Source organism: Pseudomonas sp. Pseusp15, from assembly GCF_059492165.1.
Map to the genome: position 1 here is coordinate 442,933 of NZ_CP168523.1, position 14,711 is coordinate 457,643.

General features: G+C 60.2%; 16 protein-coding genes. 10 read left to right on the forward strand and 6 right to left on the reverse strand.

Translation table 11 applies throughout. The features are described 5' to 3' along the window. The first annotated feature begins 26 nt into the window (after positions 1-26). From ACEN8R_RS02125 to ACEN8R_RS02140, 4 genes are all read left to right on the forward strand, one after another. A complete protein-coding gene (locus ACEN8R_RS02125) occupies positions 27-638 on the forward strand; it encodes a LemA family protein (RefSeq protein WP_026286479.1) in 612 nt (203 codons plus the stop codon). Positions 639-681: 43 nt separating this feature from the next. Beyond that, a complete protein-coding gene (locus tag ACEN8R_RS02130) occupies positions 682-1,422 on the forward strand; it encodes a TPM domain-containing protein (protein WP_018926846.1) in 741 nt (246 codons plus the stop codon). A 48-nt stretch (positions 1,423-1,470) separates the two neighbouring features. Next, complete coding sequence (locus ACEN8R_RS02135) at positions 1,471-2,088, forward strand: TPM domain-containing protein (RefSeq protein WP_018926845.1); 618 nt, start codon at positions 1,471-1,473, stop codon at positions 2,086-2,088. A 273-nt stretch (positions 2,089-2,361) separates the two neighbouring features. After that, positions 2,362-3,588, forward strand: coding sequence for a class I SAM-dependent methyltransferase (locus ACEN8R_RS02140; RefSeq protein WP_018926844.1), 1,227 nt, complete (start codon positions 2,362-2,364; stop codon positions 3,586-3,588). On the opposite strand, the gene ACEN8R_RS02145 is transcribed toward ACEN8R_RS02140, so the two are convergent. Continuing rightward, positions 3,578-4,492: a DMT family transporter gene (locus tag ACEN8R_RS02145; RefSeq protein WP_018926843.1), complete on the reverse strand. Its 915-nt coding sequence runs from the start codon at positions 4,490-4,492 to the stop codon at positions 3,578-3,580. The two genes, ACEN8R_RS02140 and ACEN8R_RS02145, sit on opposite strands and share 11 nt — an antisense overlap. Before the next feature lie 359 nt (positions 4,493-4,851). On the opposite strand from ACEN8R_RS02145, the gene ACEN8R_RS02150 reads away from it, so the two are divergent. The 3 genes from ACEN8R_RS02150 (at position 4,852) to ACEN8R_RS02160 (ending at position 6,190) form a co-directional block, all read left to right on the forward strand. Continuing rightward, the gene (locus tag ACEN8R_RS02150; protein WP_018926842.1) at positions 4,852-5,433 is read left to right on the forward strand and encodes a DJ-1/PfpI family protein; all 582 of its coding nucleotides are present in this window, start codon (positions 4,852-4,854) and stop codon (positions 5,431-5,433) included. A 14-nt stretch (positions 5,434-5,447) separates the two neighbouring features. Then, positions 5,448-5,753 (forward strand): ribbon-helix-helix domain-containing protein, encoded by a 306-nt coding sequence (locus ACEN8R_RS02155; RefSeq protein ID WP_018926841.1) that lies wholly within the window; start codon positions 5,448-5,450, stop codon positions 5,751-5,753. Positions 5,754-5,845: 92 nt separating this feature from the next. Further along, positions 5,846-6,190, forward strand: coding sequence for a YegP family protein (locus ACEN8R_RS02160; protein WP_018926840.1), 345 nt, complete (start codon positions 5,846-5,848; stop codon positions 6,188-6,190). Positions 6,191-6,262: 72 nt separating this feature from the next. Here the strand turns inward: ACEN8R_RS02160 and ACEN8R_RS02165 are convergent, their stop codons facing one another. After that, entirely contained in the window at positions 6,263-7,150 is an 888-nt protein-coding gene (locus ACEN8R_RS02165) for a dihydrodipicolinate synthase family protein (RefSeq protein ID WP_018926839.1), read from the reverse strand. A gap of 29 nt (positions 7,151-7,179) precedes the next feature. Then, positions 7,180-7,962: an aldolase gene (locus tag ACEN8R_RS02170; protein ID WP_018926838.1), complete on the reverse strand. Its 783-nt coding sequence runs from the start codon at positions 7,960-7,962 to the stop codon at positions 7,180-7,182. A gap of 109 nt (positions 7,963-8,071) precedes the next feature. Between ACEN8R_RS02170 and ACEN8R_RS02175 the strand changes: the two genes are divergently transcribed. Then, positions 8,072-8,614 (forward strand): helix-turn-helix domain-containing protein, encoded by a 543-nt coding sequence (locus tag ACEN8R_RS02175; RefSeq protein ID WP_018926837.1) that lies wholly within the window; start codon positions 8,072-8,074, stop codon positions 8,612-8,614. Positions 8,615-8,766: 152 nt separating this feature from the next. Here ACEN8R_RS02175 and ACEN8R_RS02180 read toward each other — a convergent pair whose 3' ends face one another. Then, positions 8,767-9,786 (reverse strand): DUF4917 family protein, encoded by a 1,020-nt coding sequence (locus ACEN8R_RS02180; RefSeq protein WP_018926836.1) that lies wholly within the window; start codon positions 9,784-9,786, stop codon positions 8,767-8,769. Between the two features lie 156 nt (positions 9,787-9,942). Here ACEN8R_RS02180 and yiaY point away from each other — a divergent pair, with 156 nt between their 5' ends. Continuing rightward, on the forward strand, positions 9,943-11,091 hold the full coding sequence (gene yiaY, locus ACEN8R_RS02185; protein ID WP_018926835.1) for an L-threonine dehydrogenase: 1,149 nt from the start codon (positions 9,943-9,945) through the stop codon (positions 11,089-11,091). Here yiaY and ACEN8R_RS02190 read toward each other — a convergent pair. Together ACEN8R_RS02190 and ACEN8R_RS02195 are read right to left on the reverse strand one after the other, a co-directional pair. Beyond that, positions 11,088-12,254 carry an MFS transporter gene (locus tag ACEN8R_RS02190; RefSeq protein ID WP_018926834.1) on the reverse strand — a complete coding sequence of 389 codons (1,167 nt, stop codon included), beginning with the start codon at positions 12,252-12,254 and terminating at the stop codon, positions 11,088-11,090. The genes yiaY and ACEN8R_RS02190 overlap by 4 nt on opposite strands. Before the next feature lie 18 nt (positions 12,255-12,272). Continuing rightward, positions 12,273-13,508, reverse strand: a complete 1,236-nt coding sequence (locus ACEN8R_RS02195; protein WP_018926833.1) for an aminotransferase class I/II-fold pyridoxal phosphate-dependent enzyme — start codon at positions 13,506-13,508, stop codon at positions 12,273-12,275. A gap of 240 nt (positions 13,509-13,748) precedes the next feature. On the opposite strand from ACEN8R_RS02195, the gene ACEN8R_RS02200 reads away from it, so the two are divergent. Further along, on the forward strand, positions 13,749-14,657 hold the full coding sequence (locus ACEN8R_RS02200) for a LysR family transcriptional regulator (RefSeq protein WP_018926832.1): 909 nt from the start codon (positions 13,749-13,751) through the stop codon (positions 14,655-14,657). The last annotated feature ends 54 nt before the right edge of the window (positions 14,658-14,711 follow it).

Consider the following 14,711-nt stretch of genomic DNA (forward strand, 5'->3'; position numbering starts at 1 on the left):
GCAATGTGCAAGGGAGCATCAACCAGATGAATGTACGACACCCCTATCGGTCGAGCCTGCAGGTTGCAGCCTTGATGTTGCTGACCGCTTTGCTGGCCGGTTGCGGCATCAACACTATCCCGACCCTCGACGAACAGGCCAAGGCCGCGTGGGGCCAGGTGCAGAACCAGTACCAGCGCCGCGCCGACCTGATCCCCAACCTGGTGGAAACCGTCAAGGGCTACGCCAAACACGAGGAAGAAACCCTGACCGCAGTGGTTGAAGCCCGGGCCAAGGCGACGTCGATCCAGGTGGATGCGAGCACGCTGGATAATCCGGAAAAACTCAAACAGTTCCAGCAGGCGCAGGATCAGCTGACCGGCGCGCTGAGTCGGTTGATGGTGGTGTCCGAGCGTTATCCTGACCTCAAGGCCAACCAGAACTTCCTGGCGCTGCAATCGCAACTTGAAGGCACCGAGAACCGCATCGCCGTGGCGCGTCGCGACTTCATCCTCGCGGTGCAGAAATACAACACCGAGCTTCGCACCTTCCCCGGTCGCTTGTGGCACACCGTGTTGTACAGCGACTTGCCGATCCGCGAAACTTTCGAGGCCACCAGCCCCGGTGCCGAAAAAGCGCCTGAAGTGAAGTTCCAGTAGGCGCCGGACCGGGTTTGAAGTGCCACCAAGGAAGAGGTTGCCAATGCGCGTGATGAAAGTGGGCCTGATGCTGTTGTTCTGGGTCTTTGCCCTGACGGCCCAGGCCGGGTTGAAGTTTCCGGAACTGACCGGACGGGTGGTGGACAACGCCCAAATGATCGAGCCAGCGGTGCGCGAGCAGCTGGTTCAGCAGCTTAATGCCCACGAGAAGTCCACCGGCGAGCAGTTGGTGGTGGTCACGTTGCCGGACCTGCAGGGCGCCGACATCGCGGATTTCGGTTATCAGCTGGGACGCTACTGGGGCATTGGCCAGAAGGACAAGAACAACGGCGCGCTGCTGATTGTCGCGCGTGCCGAGCGAAAATTGCGGATCGAAGTCGGTTATGGCCTGGAAGATCGCCTGACCGATGCGCAGAGTTCGGTGATCATCAATCAGGTGATCACACCGGCGTTCAAGGCCGGCAATTTCAGCAAGGGCATCAGCGATGGCGTTTCGGCGATGCTGGTGGTGCTGGGGGGCAATCCGCTGAACGAGCCGTCGACGGTGTATGAGCCGCGTGGCAATCAGGAGAGCGATTTCGTTGCGCGGCATCCGGGAATATTCGTGTTCCTGGTGCTGCTGTTTATCCTGACGATCTTCGTCGGCCAGATGTTCGGTATTCTGCCAAGTGGAGGGGGTAGAGGCCGGGGTGGTTTCGGTGGCGGGGGGTTTGGCGGCGGTGGCGGGGGCTTCGGTGGCGGCGGGGGCAGTTTCGGCGGCGGTGGTTCGTCGGGCGGCTGGTGATGACACGGCAGGAAACACAACAACAATAGCGAGCAGGCATTCATAAACATGGCATTACTGACTGAACACGAACAACGCAAAGTCGCCGAGGCGATTGCCCGGGTCGAGCGCGACACCGACGCCGAACTGGTGACAGTGCTCGCGGCCCGCGCCGACGACTATGCGTATATCCCGCTGCTCTGGGCCAGCCTGTTGGCGCTGGTGGTGCCGGGTATCGTGCATTACCTGACCGGTTGGCTGACCATGCACAGTCTGTTGCTGGTGCAATGGGTCAGCTTCATCGTGTTGTGCCTGGTGTTCCGGATTCCGAAAGTCACCACGCGCCTGATCCCGCGCTCGGTCCGTCACTGGCGTGCGTCGAACCTGGCGCGTCGGCAGTTCCTGGAGCAGAACCTGCACCACACCGTGGGCGGCACCGGCATGCTGATTTTTGTCTCCGAGGCCGAGCGTTACGTGGAAATTCTGGTGGATGAAGGGATTTCCAAACGGCTGGACAACAAGAATTGGGACGCGATTGTGGCGACGTTTACCCAGCAGGTGAAGCAGGGGCAGACGTTGCAGGGGTTTGTGACGTGCATCGAGGCGTGCGGCGAGTTGCTCAAGGTGCACGTGCCGGTGACCCAGGTGCGCAATGAATTGCCGAATCGGTTGGTGGTGTTGAGCTGAATCAAAAAATCGTCCGAACGCGGCCCGAGCTTTCGGCAGCTTTTGTGGCGAGGGAGCTTGCTCCCGCTGGGCTGCGAAGCGGCCCCAAAACCGGCAAACACACGCTGTCAGACACACCTCGTTGTCTGCTTTGCGACTGCTGCGCAGCCGAGCGGGAGCAAGCTCCCTCGCCACAGAATCTTTGCCGTTTGGCAAATAACAGTGTTCCTGAACCGCATCCCCCCTAAAATACCCGCCATTCCCCGATTCGCACCGCCCGAGGCCGTTTTTTCCATGTCTGTCACCGCCACTCCCGCCAGCCTCGCGCCGGATCACCACGCCCAGTTCATCGACCTGCTGCAAACCAGCCTGGATGCCAATGCCTTCATCAAACTGGTGCTGGCCAAGTACGTTGGTGGCGAAGCGGACTTGCAGCGGTTGATCATCAAGCAGCTGACGGTCAAGGATCAGCCGTGCCTGTCCTTCGTCTACCGCTACAAGACCCGCGACATCACCAAGAACCTGCCGATTGCCGAAGGTGTGGCGACCATTGCCGCGCTGTTGCCGGCATCGTTCAAAAATGCGCATTTACTGTCACTGACCGACGAAGCCCAGCTCGAATACAGCAAAAAGGGCAAATCTTCGCTGTTCAAGAGCAAACCTCAGCAATTGCGTGAAGTGCCGTCCGCCGAGCACAACCGCGAGAAGAACCGCTTCCTCGACCTGAACCGGCCGTTCCTCAAAGACCTCGGCGTGACCAACGCCCAGCATGAGCTGATCCCGGCGATGTCGCGCAAGTGGAAGCAGATCAACAAGTTCATCGAAGTCTTCAGCCATGCGCTGACCTCCTCGCCGCTGGCGCTGGACAAACCGGTGCGAGTGGCGGATTTCGGCTCGGGCAAGGGTTACCTGACGTTCGCGATCCATGACTACCTGCGCAACACCCTGAAAACCGAGGGCGAGGTGACCGGTGTCGAGCTGCGCGAAGACATGGTCAAGCTGTGCAACAGCGCGGCGGCGAAGCTGGAACATCCGGGGCTGGTGTTCAAATGCGGTGACGTGCGCAGCGTGGCGCCGAGCGAGCTGGACGTGATGATCGCGTTGCATGCCTGCGACATCGCCACCGACTATGCGATTCACACCGGCATCCGTTCCGGCGCTGCGATCATCATGTGCTCGCCGTGCTGCCACAAGCAGATACGCCTGCAGATCCAGAGCCCGGCATTGCTCAAGCCGATGCTGCAATACGGCCTGCACCTGGGCCAGCAGGCGGAAATGGTCACCGACAGTTTACGTGCGTTGTTTCTGGAAGCCTGCGGCTACGAGACCAAGGTGTTCGAGTTCATCTCACTGGACCACACCAACAAGAACAAGATGATTCTGGCGGTCAAACGCGCCGAGCCGGTGGACCCGGCTCAGCTGTTGGTGAAGATTCAGGAGCTGAAGGATTTCTACCACATCAGCGAACATTGCCTGGAAACCCTGCTGCGGGCTGACGGGTTCCTGGTCGCTAAGGCTTGAGCTGAACCCCCGCCGGTAACGTGTCCGGTTGCGCCGGGCGCACTGCGGTCTTGCGCCCGAGCATCACCGTCACGATCACCCCGGCCGCAAACAGCCAGGTAATCGGCTCGACGTGCTCACCGAAGAACAACGCCGAAAACGCGATGGTGAAGAAGATCTGCAGCAACTGGATCTGACTGACCCGGGCGATGCCGCCCATGGCCAGCCCGGCGTACCAGGCAAAGAAGCCGATGAACTGCGAAAACAGCGAGACATAACCGAAGGCCCACCAGGTCCTGGCCGAAATCTCGCCCTGATGTTGCAGCGCCAGGTACAACACCGGCCCAATCAGCAACGGCGTCGACAGCACCAACGCCCAGCAGATCACCTGCCAGCCGCCCATCTCCCTGGCCAACCGGCCGCCTTCGGCATAGCCCAACCCACCCACGGCAATCGCCCCGAGCATCAGCAAGTCACCGGCCTGAATACTGCCGGCGCCGCTGATCAGCGCATAGCCGAGCACCAGCGCACTGCCCAGCGCGGCGCAGGCCCAGAAGGCTTTCGACGGACGCTCATGGGACAGCCACGCGGCATACAGCGCCACGCACAGTGGTTGCAAACCGTTGACCAGTGCGCCGTGGGAGGCGGGCAGTGTCTGCATGGCCCAGGCCGACAGCACCGGGAAGCCGAGGATGACCCCGGCGATCACCAGTGTCAGGCCTTTGACCTGTTTCCAGGTGGGCCATTTTTCCCGGCGCCACAGCAATAACAGCGCAGCCGGAATCGCCGCGAACAGCGCCCGCCCGAGGCCATTGAGCAGCGGATGGAGTTCCTGCACGACGATCCGTGTGAAGGGCAGGGTCAGGCTGAAGATAACGACGCCGATCAGGCCGAGGGCCATGCCGGTGTTTTCGCGCGAGGACATGATGGCAACCAGAATCGAGGGTGGCGGGAAGAGCCTTCATCTAGCCATAAACCGGCGTTTTTCGCGCTTACAGCTGAGTTCAGAAATATCAGTACAGTTGATGTAATCCTGTGGTGAGGGAGCTTGTCGGATCGCCGCACCATCCCGTTCGGCTGCAAAGCAGCCGTAAACCTGCTCAAGTGGTGTCTCCGAAGGAATGCAGGGGGCCGCTTCGCAGCCCAGCGGGAGCAAGCTCCCTCGCCACAAAAAGCCAATCCAGTTCATATCGTCCGTAGTAGTCGGTTATTACCCGACCCGCCGGATAAGGACTACCTTGAATACTCCTGCAGGCCCACGCATTTTCCAGAGGAGTCCTCCCCATGGCTGCTAAAAAAATCCTGATGCTGGTTGGCGATTACGTCGAAGACTACGAAGTGATGGTGCCCTTCCAGGCGCTGCTGATGGTCGGCCACACGGTGCATGCCGTTTGCCCGGACAAAACCGCCGGCCAGACCGTGCGCACGGCGATTCATGACTTCGAAGGCGACCAGACCTACAGCGAAAAACCCGGTCATCTGTTTGCCCTGAACTTTGATTTCACCAAGGTCGATGCGGCGGACTACGACGCGCTGCTGATCCCGGGCGGTCGTGCGCCGGAGTACCTGCGCCTGAACGAAAAAGTCCTGGCTCTGGTGCAAGCGTTCGACAAGGCTGGCAAACCGATCGCCGCCGTATGTCACGGCGCGCAATTGCTGGCCGCCGCCGGTATTCTTGAAGGTCGCGAGTGCAGCGCCTACCCGGCCTGTGCCCCGGAAGTGCGCCTGGCTGGCGGCACGTACATCGATATCCCGGTGACGGAAGGCCACGTTCAAGGCAATCTGGCCACAGCCCCGGCCTGGCCGGCGCACCCGAGCTGGCTGGCCGGTTTTCTCGGGTTGCTGGGCACCAAAATCACGCTGTAACGAGGGACCTGCCCATGTGCGAGCTCTACGTCAAGGCCGATCCGATTCTCTACGAATCGCGCTCCCGCTCGCTGCGCATCTGCGGGGTGGTGACCACCCTGCGGCTGGAGAACCAGTTCTGGGACATCCTCAGCGAAATCGCCGAGGTCGACGGCATGACCACCAATCAGTTGATCGCCAAACTGTATGAAGAGGTGATGGACTACCGCGGCGAGGTGGTGAATTTCGCCTCGTTCTTGCGGGTCAGTTGCATGCGCTATTTGAGCCAGCGCCGGGTGCAGGCACCTGAGTTGTCGGTGGTGCGGACGGGGGTGAAGTAGGGCGGTTTTGTTTGGACCTTACCGGCGACAGAAAACCTGGCTTGGTCTTTACTCTGAAGCGCGAAACCTCTCAATCGCCAAGGAGAACAAGCATGTCTGGATGGTACGAAGTGAGCAAAACCAGCAATGGTCAGTTCAAGTTTGTGTTGAAAGCGGCCAACGCCGAAACCATTCTGGTCAGTGAGCTGTACACCACGCGCGGTGCGGTCGATAGCGGAATCGCCTCGGTCCAGGCCAATAGCCCGCTGGACGAACGCTACGAGAAAAAAGCCACCAAGGATGGCCATCCTTACTTCAATCTGAAGGCCGGTAACCACGAGATCATTGGCAGCAGCGAGTCTTATTCATCCGATGCCGCGAGGGAAAAAGGCATCGCCAGCGTCAAGGCCAACGGTCCGACCACGGTGATCAAGGACAAGACCTTGCCGGTGTTTTAAACACACCGCATACCCACTGCGGGAGCGAGCCTGACGGCTCGCTCCCGCAGTGGTTTTGTGTGTTCCCGACGATCAGCGCAACGCGTTCAACAAACCCTGCAACTGACTGCGGCCAGTCTCGCCGAGTGCAAACACCGGCAACCGCGGGTCGCCCGCTTCCAGCCCGACCAGGCGCAAACCAGCCTTGATGGTCGCCGGCAGACCGCCCTTGAGGATGAAGTCCAACAACGGCAACTGGCGATAGAACAGTTCGCGAGCCTTGCTCAGATCATTGGCCAATACCGCTTCGTACAAGTCGAGATTGAGCTGCGGGATCAGGTTCGGCGCCGCTGTGCACCAGCCTTTGGCGCCGGCCGCGAACGCTTCCAGTGCCAAGGGATTGCAGCCGTTATAGAACGGCACCCGGCCTTCGCCCAGCAGTTGCAGTTTGTGCATGCGCTGAATGTCGCCGGTGCTCTCCTTGACCATGGTGACGTTGTCGACCGCGTTGAAAATCCGCAGGATCAACTCCACCGACATGTCGGTGCCGCTGGTGGCCGGGTTGTTGTAGAGCATGATCGGCACGCCGATGCTCTCGCCGATGGCGCGGTAGTGGGCGAGGATTTCCGCCTCGCTGAGTTTCCAGTACGAGGCCGGCAGCACCATCACCACATCGGCGCCGTGGGCCTCGGCGAAACGCGCGCGGCGCACGGCTTTGGCGGTGGTCAGGTCGGACACGCTGACGATGGTCGGGACGCGTTTGGCGACGTGGCGGATGCTGAATTCGCTGACTTGATCCCATTCCGCGTCGCTCAGGTAAGCGCCTTCGCCGGTGCTGCCCAATGGGGCGATGGCGTGGACACCGCTGTCGATCAGGCGGTCGATGGAACGCCCGAGCGCGTCGAGATCAACACCTTCGCCCTGGGCGGTGAACGGGGTGATGGTGTAGCCGATGATGCCGTGAATGTTTACGGTCGACATGGCGTCTCTCCTTTCAAGAATGAGTGGGGTCAGTTCAGGCAATCGGCGTGTTGGCGCAGGTTCTGCCGGGCGTAGTAGTTGAACGCGGCGGCGTGGCGCTTGGGCTTGGATATCCAGTCGTGGGCTTCACGGCCCAGCTCGGGAAGAATCGGTTTGATGACACCGGTGGCCATGGCCAGCAACTGCAACTTCGCTGCGCGTTCGATCAGTTGCGCAATGACACAGGCCTCTTCGATGGTCGCGCCGGTGGACAACTGGCCATGGTGGGAAAGCAGGATCGCCCGCTTGTCGCCCAAGGCCCCGGCAATCAGTTCGCCTTCTTCATTGCCCACGGGCACCCCCGGCCAGCCTTCGAGAAACGCGCAGTCGTCGTAGAGCGGGCAGAGGTCCATGTGGGAAATCTTCAGCGGTACTTCCAGCATCGACAGCGCCGCGACGTGAGTCGGGTGCGTGTGAATGATGCAGTTCACGTCCGGTCGGGCGCGGTACACCCAGCTATGGAAGCGGTTGGCCGGGTTGGGCATGCCGTGGCCTTCAAGCACTTCCAGGTCTTCGTTGACCAGCAACAGATTGCCTGAAGTGATCTCGTCGAAACCCAGGCCCAGTTGCTGGGTGTAATAGGTGCCCGGTTGCGGGCCGCGAGCGGTGATTTGCCCGGCCAGGCCGGAGTCGTGGCCGTTTTCGAACAGAATGCGGCAGGTCAGGGCCAGCTTTTGCCGGTCGGTCCACGTATTATCCGCCAGGGTGTTTTGCATCTGTGTCAGCGCTTGCTTGACCAGTTGCTCTTTGGGTAGTGCTAATGTCTTGGCCATATCGGTGTCCTTTGGGTGGGGCATGCAAATGACACTAAAGAGGCTATATGACACTTTGTGTCATTGGCAAGGATAAATCGTTGCCTCCTTGATGGGTTAATCGCTCTACATGTCTATCCGTTTGAAATTATTGAGAAAAAAACTTGGCGTGACGCTGGAGGCCCTGGCCGAAAAATCCGGCATGACCAAGAGCTATCTGTCGAAAGTCGAGCGCGGGTTGAATACCCCGTCGATCGCCGCCGCGCTGAAACTGGCCAGGGCGCTGAACGTGAAGGTCGAGGAATTGTTTTCCGAAGACAACGTCAGCCTCGACAGCTACAGCCTGGTGCGCAACGACGAACGCCAGTCCCTGGCCGCCAACGACCAGAGCCCGGGTTATGCGGTGTTGGCCCATCAGATCAGTGAGCGCAGCCTGTTGCCGTTCATCATTTACCCGCCGAGCGAGTTCACCGACAAAACCTTCAAGGAACACCTGGGGGAAGAGTTTCTGTTCGTCCATGAAGGGCAGGTGGAAGTGGACTTCATGAACGAGCGGGTGCTGCTCAATCGTGGGGATGCGCTGCACTTCAACGCGCAGAAACCGCATCGCCTCAGGTCAGTGGGCGAGGTGCAGGCGCAGTTGTTGGTGGTGGTGCATAGCAGCGAGGAATGAGGTTATCGGGCCTTCGTGGCGAGGGGGCTTGTCGGAACGCCGCACCGCCCCGTTCGGCTGCGCAGCAGTCGTAAAACCAGAGAACTCGGTGTGACTGAAGATACTAGGGGGCTGCTTCGCAACCCAACGGGGGCGAGCCCCCTCGCCACAGGTCAGACCTCGACCGGCACGGTCAGCTTAGGGTTACCGAGCGCATGCGTCTTCGAATCAAAAAAACGCAACGCCACACCCGTCCCCTCGAACACCTTCGCGTAATGCCGCTTTTGATGCTGGATGAACGCCTTGCTGCGCGGGTAAATCGAGATCGCTACCACCTTCGGCTTCGCCTGTCGCAGTGCATGAGCGATGTGACTGTCCTGCTCGCCAAGGGCATGCCCGAAGATGCACAACCCGTCACCGTGGCCGAGTAACTGGTCGTAGCAGAACGACAGGTAATCCGAACTGCGAATGGTCTTGAGTTTGTCTTGCGCCGGGCCTTCGTTGACGAACAGCGGCACGTCGTCGAGGGTCTTGATCGTATTGTTGATCGCGAAATTACCGAGCAACGTTCCCTCGGTCGACATCAACTTGCGCGCGGTGCCGTCCTGATTGCGCACCAGATGCAGGCCGCCGTGCAGGTACAGCAAACGTGGTTTGTCGGTGGCGCTGGCGCTCAGATCGAAGCCGGGTTCGGCACCCTGGAACAGGTCGGTCACGACGTCCGGCCGATGCTGGATCGCCCAATAGCTGAGCAAGTCGTAGTTGGTGGTGAACACCGTCCGATAGCTGCCCAGTTCCTGATTGATCGTCGCCAGCGTCGAAGGCTTCACCAGCCGCCACGGGATATGCACCGCGTGCACGGTGTTGATCAGCGCTTCCTTGATCGCGTAGTAGCGATTGCGCGGTGCCGCAGAGCTGACGGCCAGGGCCTTGTTGACCCGGCTGGTGGTCTTCAGCGCCCCAAGCACTTGTTCAAAACTGCGCGTCTGCATCGCGTCGAACACGCTCAGCTCGGACTGGCTCAGCGGTTTTTCTTCGACGGTGCGGGCATTTTCGAACAGCGAGTCGTAGCCGAAGTCGTCCCACACGGCGCGGCTGGCGCCGTTACCCACCAGCAGGCCGCCGAATGAGGCGGTGGTGCGCAAGGCGTTCCAGTCTTCAAGTTGGGCATCGACATCCTGGAAATCGGTCATTGCGTTTGTCGTCTCGAAGCAAAAGGTCTGATGGACGGCGACTTTATCACGCCCGGGCGTTGAGCCAGATCAACATACCGCGTGACTGATCGGTCGACCCTGTGCGCACCCGCCGAATCGGCATTGCCGATTCGGTTTCAGCCAGGAGACTCGCGCATGAGCAGTACGTTTTTCATCCCCGCCGTGAACATCATGGGCACCGGTTGCCTCGACGAAGCCATGGACGCCATTGGCAAGTATGGTTTTCGCAAGGCGCTGATAGTCACTGACGCCGGGCTGGCCAAGGCTGGCGTGGCATCGAGGATTGCCGAGAAACTGGCGTTGCAGGACATCGACTCGGTGATCTTCGACGGCGCCAAGCCGAATCCGAGCATCGCCAACGTCGAGCACGGCCTGGGCCTGCTCAAGGAAAGTCGCTGTGATTTCGTGGTGTCTCTGGGCGGCGGTTCGCCTCACGACTGCGCCAAGGGCATCGCCTTGTGCGCCACAAACGGTGGGACGATCCGTGACTACGAAGGTGTCGATCAGTCGGCCAAACCCCAGCTACCGTTGATCGCGATCAACACCACCGCCGGCACTGCCAGCGAGATGACCCGTTTTTGCATCATCACGGATGAATCGCGCCACGTAAAAATGGCCATCGTCGACCGCAACGTTACGCCGCTGCTGTCAGTCAACGACCCAGAACTGATGGTCGCCATGCCCAAGGGCCTGACCGCCGCCACCGGCATGGACGCATTGACCCATGCCGTCGAAGCCTACGTCTCCACGGCAGCCAACCCGATTACCGATGCCTGTGCGCTGAAAGCCATCACATTGATCAGCGACAACCTGCGCCAAGCCGTGCAGGACGGCAGTGACATGATCGCGCGGGAAAACATGGCCTACGCGCAATTTATGGCGGGCATGGCGTTCAACAATGCGTCCCTTGGTTACGTTCACGCGATGGCCCATCAGTTAGGCGGGTTCTACGACCTGCCCCATGGTGTGTGTAACGCGGTGCTGCTACCTCACGTGCAGAGCTTCAACGCGCTGGTGTGCGCCCCTCGCCTGACCGACGTTGCCCACGCGATGGGGGCCGACATTCGCGGGCTCAGTCCGGAAGAGGGCGCGCAGGCGGCGATCGCGGCGATCCGCAGCCTGGCCAGGGATGTGGACATTCCCGCCGGTTTGCGTGAGCTCGGTGCCAGGCTCAATGACATCCCGGTCCTTGCCAGCAATGCCCTGAAAGACGCCTGTGGACTGACCAACCCACGGGCGGCGGATCAGCGGCAGATCGAGGAGATTTTCCGCAGCGCGTTCTAAGCGGTTCGACGGCCGGGCGCGAGCACTACGCAAAGCAGCGCGCCCAAGGCCAGCAAGGTGCATAACAGCGACAAAGGCCATGCCTGCTGGCTGGCTATCAGGCTGGCGATACCGCCGATAACGGCGGCCATCAGTTGATGAATGAAACCGCTCAACGCCATCGCATAAGCACCGCTGACCGGGGAGCCGTGGTTGGCCAGGGACAAGCTGATTGGGTAAATCAGCGATTGGCCGAATACTGCAAAACAATAGGGCAACCAGAACAGCAGCGCGATAGACGTGCCTGCGAGGCTACCCAGCAACATGACTGCGCTGCCGGCCAGTATCAGCCCGACGCCCGCCGTCATCAGCCATTGCTGACCGGTATGCAGTACGAAGCGATTGACCGCCACGGCCCCGAGAAAGTACGCCGCGCTGATGGGCCAGCCCAACAAGCCGTATTCCACTGCCGACCACTTGAAGGCGCCTTGCAGAATCAGCGGTGCAGCGGTGTTGAACGCGACAATCACCCCATACCCCAAGCCACCGGCGAGGGCCGGTAACAGGAAGGCCCGATGCCGCAGAATGTGCCCGTAGCTCGTCCAGGCGGATGATGGTGTGTTCTCTTCTGCCAGCATCGGGAACGTGACCCGCACCACCACCAGCGCCATCAACAGGCTCACACCACCCAATAAGTAGAAAATCGCTGACCAGCCCAGTGTCACCTGGATGATCGACCCCAGGTATTGACCGATACCCAGCGCCACCACAAAGGAAATCGATATCCAGGACAACGCCTTGGCCAGCAGATCGCCGCGAAAACTGTCGCGGATCAGCACCCGGGCCATGACTGAAATCCCGCTGGCGCCAATCCCCTGAATCAGGCGAAAAACCAGGAACGATTCAAGTGTCTGGCCCAGAGGCAGGGCCAGGTTGCCCAGCCCATAGAGGCCGAGCGCCGCGAGCAATACCGGCTTGCGGCCAATGCGTTGGCCCAGGCTGCCCCAGAACAGCATCGGCAGCGCCATGCCGATCAGATACACCGCCAATCCCCATGAAACCTGTGAGGCATCTGCGGACAGATCCCGGGCAATATCCGGCAGCGCCGACAGATAAATGCTCATGCCCAATTGGGCGAGAAAAACCGTACAGCAGGTGATCAGGAGGGTGGTGCTGCTCTTCATTTAATCTTCCCTGTTTTTTCAGCCGCCGATGTCCCGGCCGTGAGCACGTAAAAGCTCGGTGATGAGTCCACAGAAATGGCGGATCAGCGTCGTCCCCATGTCGGCGCGCAGGGTGATTCTGATGGCTGCCTTGCCTTGTGCAACCACCGGGAAAAAGACTGCCGAGGTGAAGAATCCGTGATTGGCCAGTTCAATGGCGATGTGGTTGGCCAGCGATGCCTCACCGCAATTGACCAGTCGAATCGCCATGTTGCTGTTGTGTTGTGCGGTTCGTATGAGGCTGTCAAAGAGGCGGATATTAACCTGAAGCTTTTCCTGCAGCTCGGCGAATTCCAGGGTGTGGTGTAGCTGGATGGATGCCCGGCCCGCGCCAATGGCTGCACTGTTCAGGCTTTGCGACCAGTTGCTGGGGCCGCCGTAACGCGCAATGAGCTTCTTCTGCCGTTCACTGCCCAGCATCACCAGACCGCCGCTGGCGCCGAACGACTTGGCCAGCGAGGCGACGATGAGGCAGTCATCATCCAGGGTATGCAGCCTGGGACGCACAAGACCGGCGCCGAATGTTCCTACAGAGGAAAGCGCGTGGGAGTCGTCCAGATAGAGAAACAGCCCATAGCGGTCCTTCAGATACAAAAGGCTGTCCATGTCCGCAACCCCGCCCATGCTGTAGGCGCCGTCGGCGACATACGCGACCCTGGTGTGCTGTTGACACAGCGTCTCGAGGAAGTCCATGTCGTTATGCGGGCACGTCACGACCTTCGTTTCATCGGCACAGGCGGCTTTGAGGTGACTCATCGAGTAATGCGCCAACCGGTCGAAAGCCATCACCGGAGGGCTATTTTCCGTGAATACGCCGCTGGCCAGCAGCGGCAGGATCCCGGCACTTGCCGCGCTGCACGACAGGGCGCTCAGGCAACTGGCGCCGAACAACTCGGACAGTTCGGATTCGTATTGGTCCAGAATCGCCAGTTTGCAGCGGTTCCTGGAATTGGCGATGCGAAGTGTGCCGGTTTCCCACAGCGTGGTCATGGCGCCGTCGAGAATATCGGGATGGTGATCCAGACCCAGGTATGACGTCGTACAGAAATCATGAAACGCTCTCCCGTACTGATCGAGCATGCGGTTGGCACTTTTTATCTCAACGTTGAGCCCCGCGATTTTTCCGGTTTCGGCGGCCTCCCAATCATGGTCAGCCAATGAAACGAGTTTGCGGTAGTTGGTGAAGGTGTGCGCCGTGTACGGTATCTGGCTCATGTGTAAGTGACATTCCTTGAATGAATCTATCCGTGGGTTTGTTGCAGTTTGTGTGTGTTGCCAGACTTTACAGAGAGTCCCGATGGGCTTTGAATCGGCTGTTTCCGGTAGTACTGAGAGTTGTAAGAGAATTAGTTGTAGGGCGATGCCCTGGGGTGCTGTGGGTAATTGGATGGCGGGCACGAATCGAATCCGGGCTATCCTGCCGACTCAGTCGAACCGAAATCATCGAGCCCTGCCATGCTGCAAAAAAGCCTGATCCGCCGTCTCGACCTGATCACTCTCCAGCTGTTTGTGGCCGTTCACGAAGAGGGCACCTTGACCCGTGCTGCCGCCCGCGAAGCGATCGCGGTGTCGGCGGCCAGCAAGCGGTTGATGGAGTTGGAGGAGGCGCTGGGCATCAGCCTGTTCGTACGCCAGGCCAAGGGCATGACGCTGACACCGGCCGGTGAAACCCTGCTGCACCATGCCCGGCAGATGCTGTTCAACGTCGAGAAAATGGGCCTCGAACTGGGCGAACACAGCCACGGTGTACGCGGTTATGTGCGGATGCTCGCCAACCTGTCGGCGATCATTCAATTCCTGCCCGAAGACCTGCGGGACTTTTCCGCGCGCCATCCGCAAGTCAAGACCGACCTCGAAGAGCGCCCCAGCAGCGGGGTGATTCAAGGCGTGCTCGATGGCGTGGCGGACCTCGGGATCTGCTCCAGCGACAGCGACGTCAAAGGGCTGCACAGCGTTGTTTATCGCCAGGACAAACTGGTCGTGCTGATGCCGGCCGATCATCCGCTGGCGAGTCGTTCGGCCTTGGCTTTTGCCGACACGCTGGACAGCGATTACGTCGGTCTGCATTCGGCCAGTTCCATCAACATGCGCACCCATGCGGCCGCGCGCAAGGCCGGCAAGGTGCTGAGGTTGCGGATCCATGTGCCGGGGTTCGACGCCATGTGCCGGATGGTCCAGGCCAACATGGGCATCGGCATCCTGCCGCTAAAGGCCTACGAACTGTTTGGCCGGGCGCTGGGGTTGCACGCGGTGCCGCTGACGGATGACTGGTCGGATCGTGCGTTGATTCTGGTGGTGCGCGATGAAGTGGCGCTGTCGCCGGTGAGCCGGATGTTGTTTGAGCATTTGCGCGGCCAGACCTGACAGTTCTCGATTGCATGGACGGGCATTCGCGTTTCGCGAACGGTCGTTGCCAAC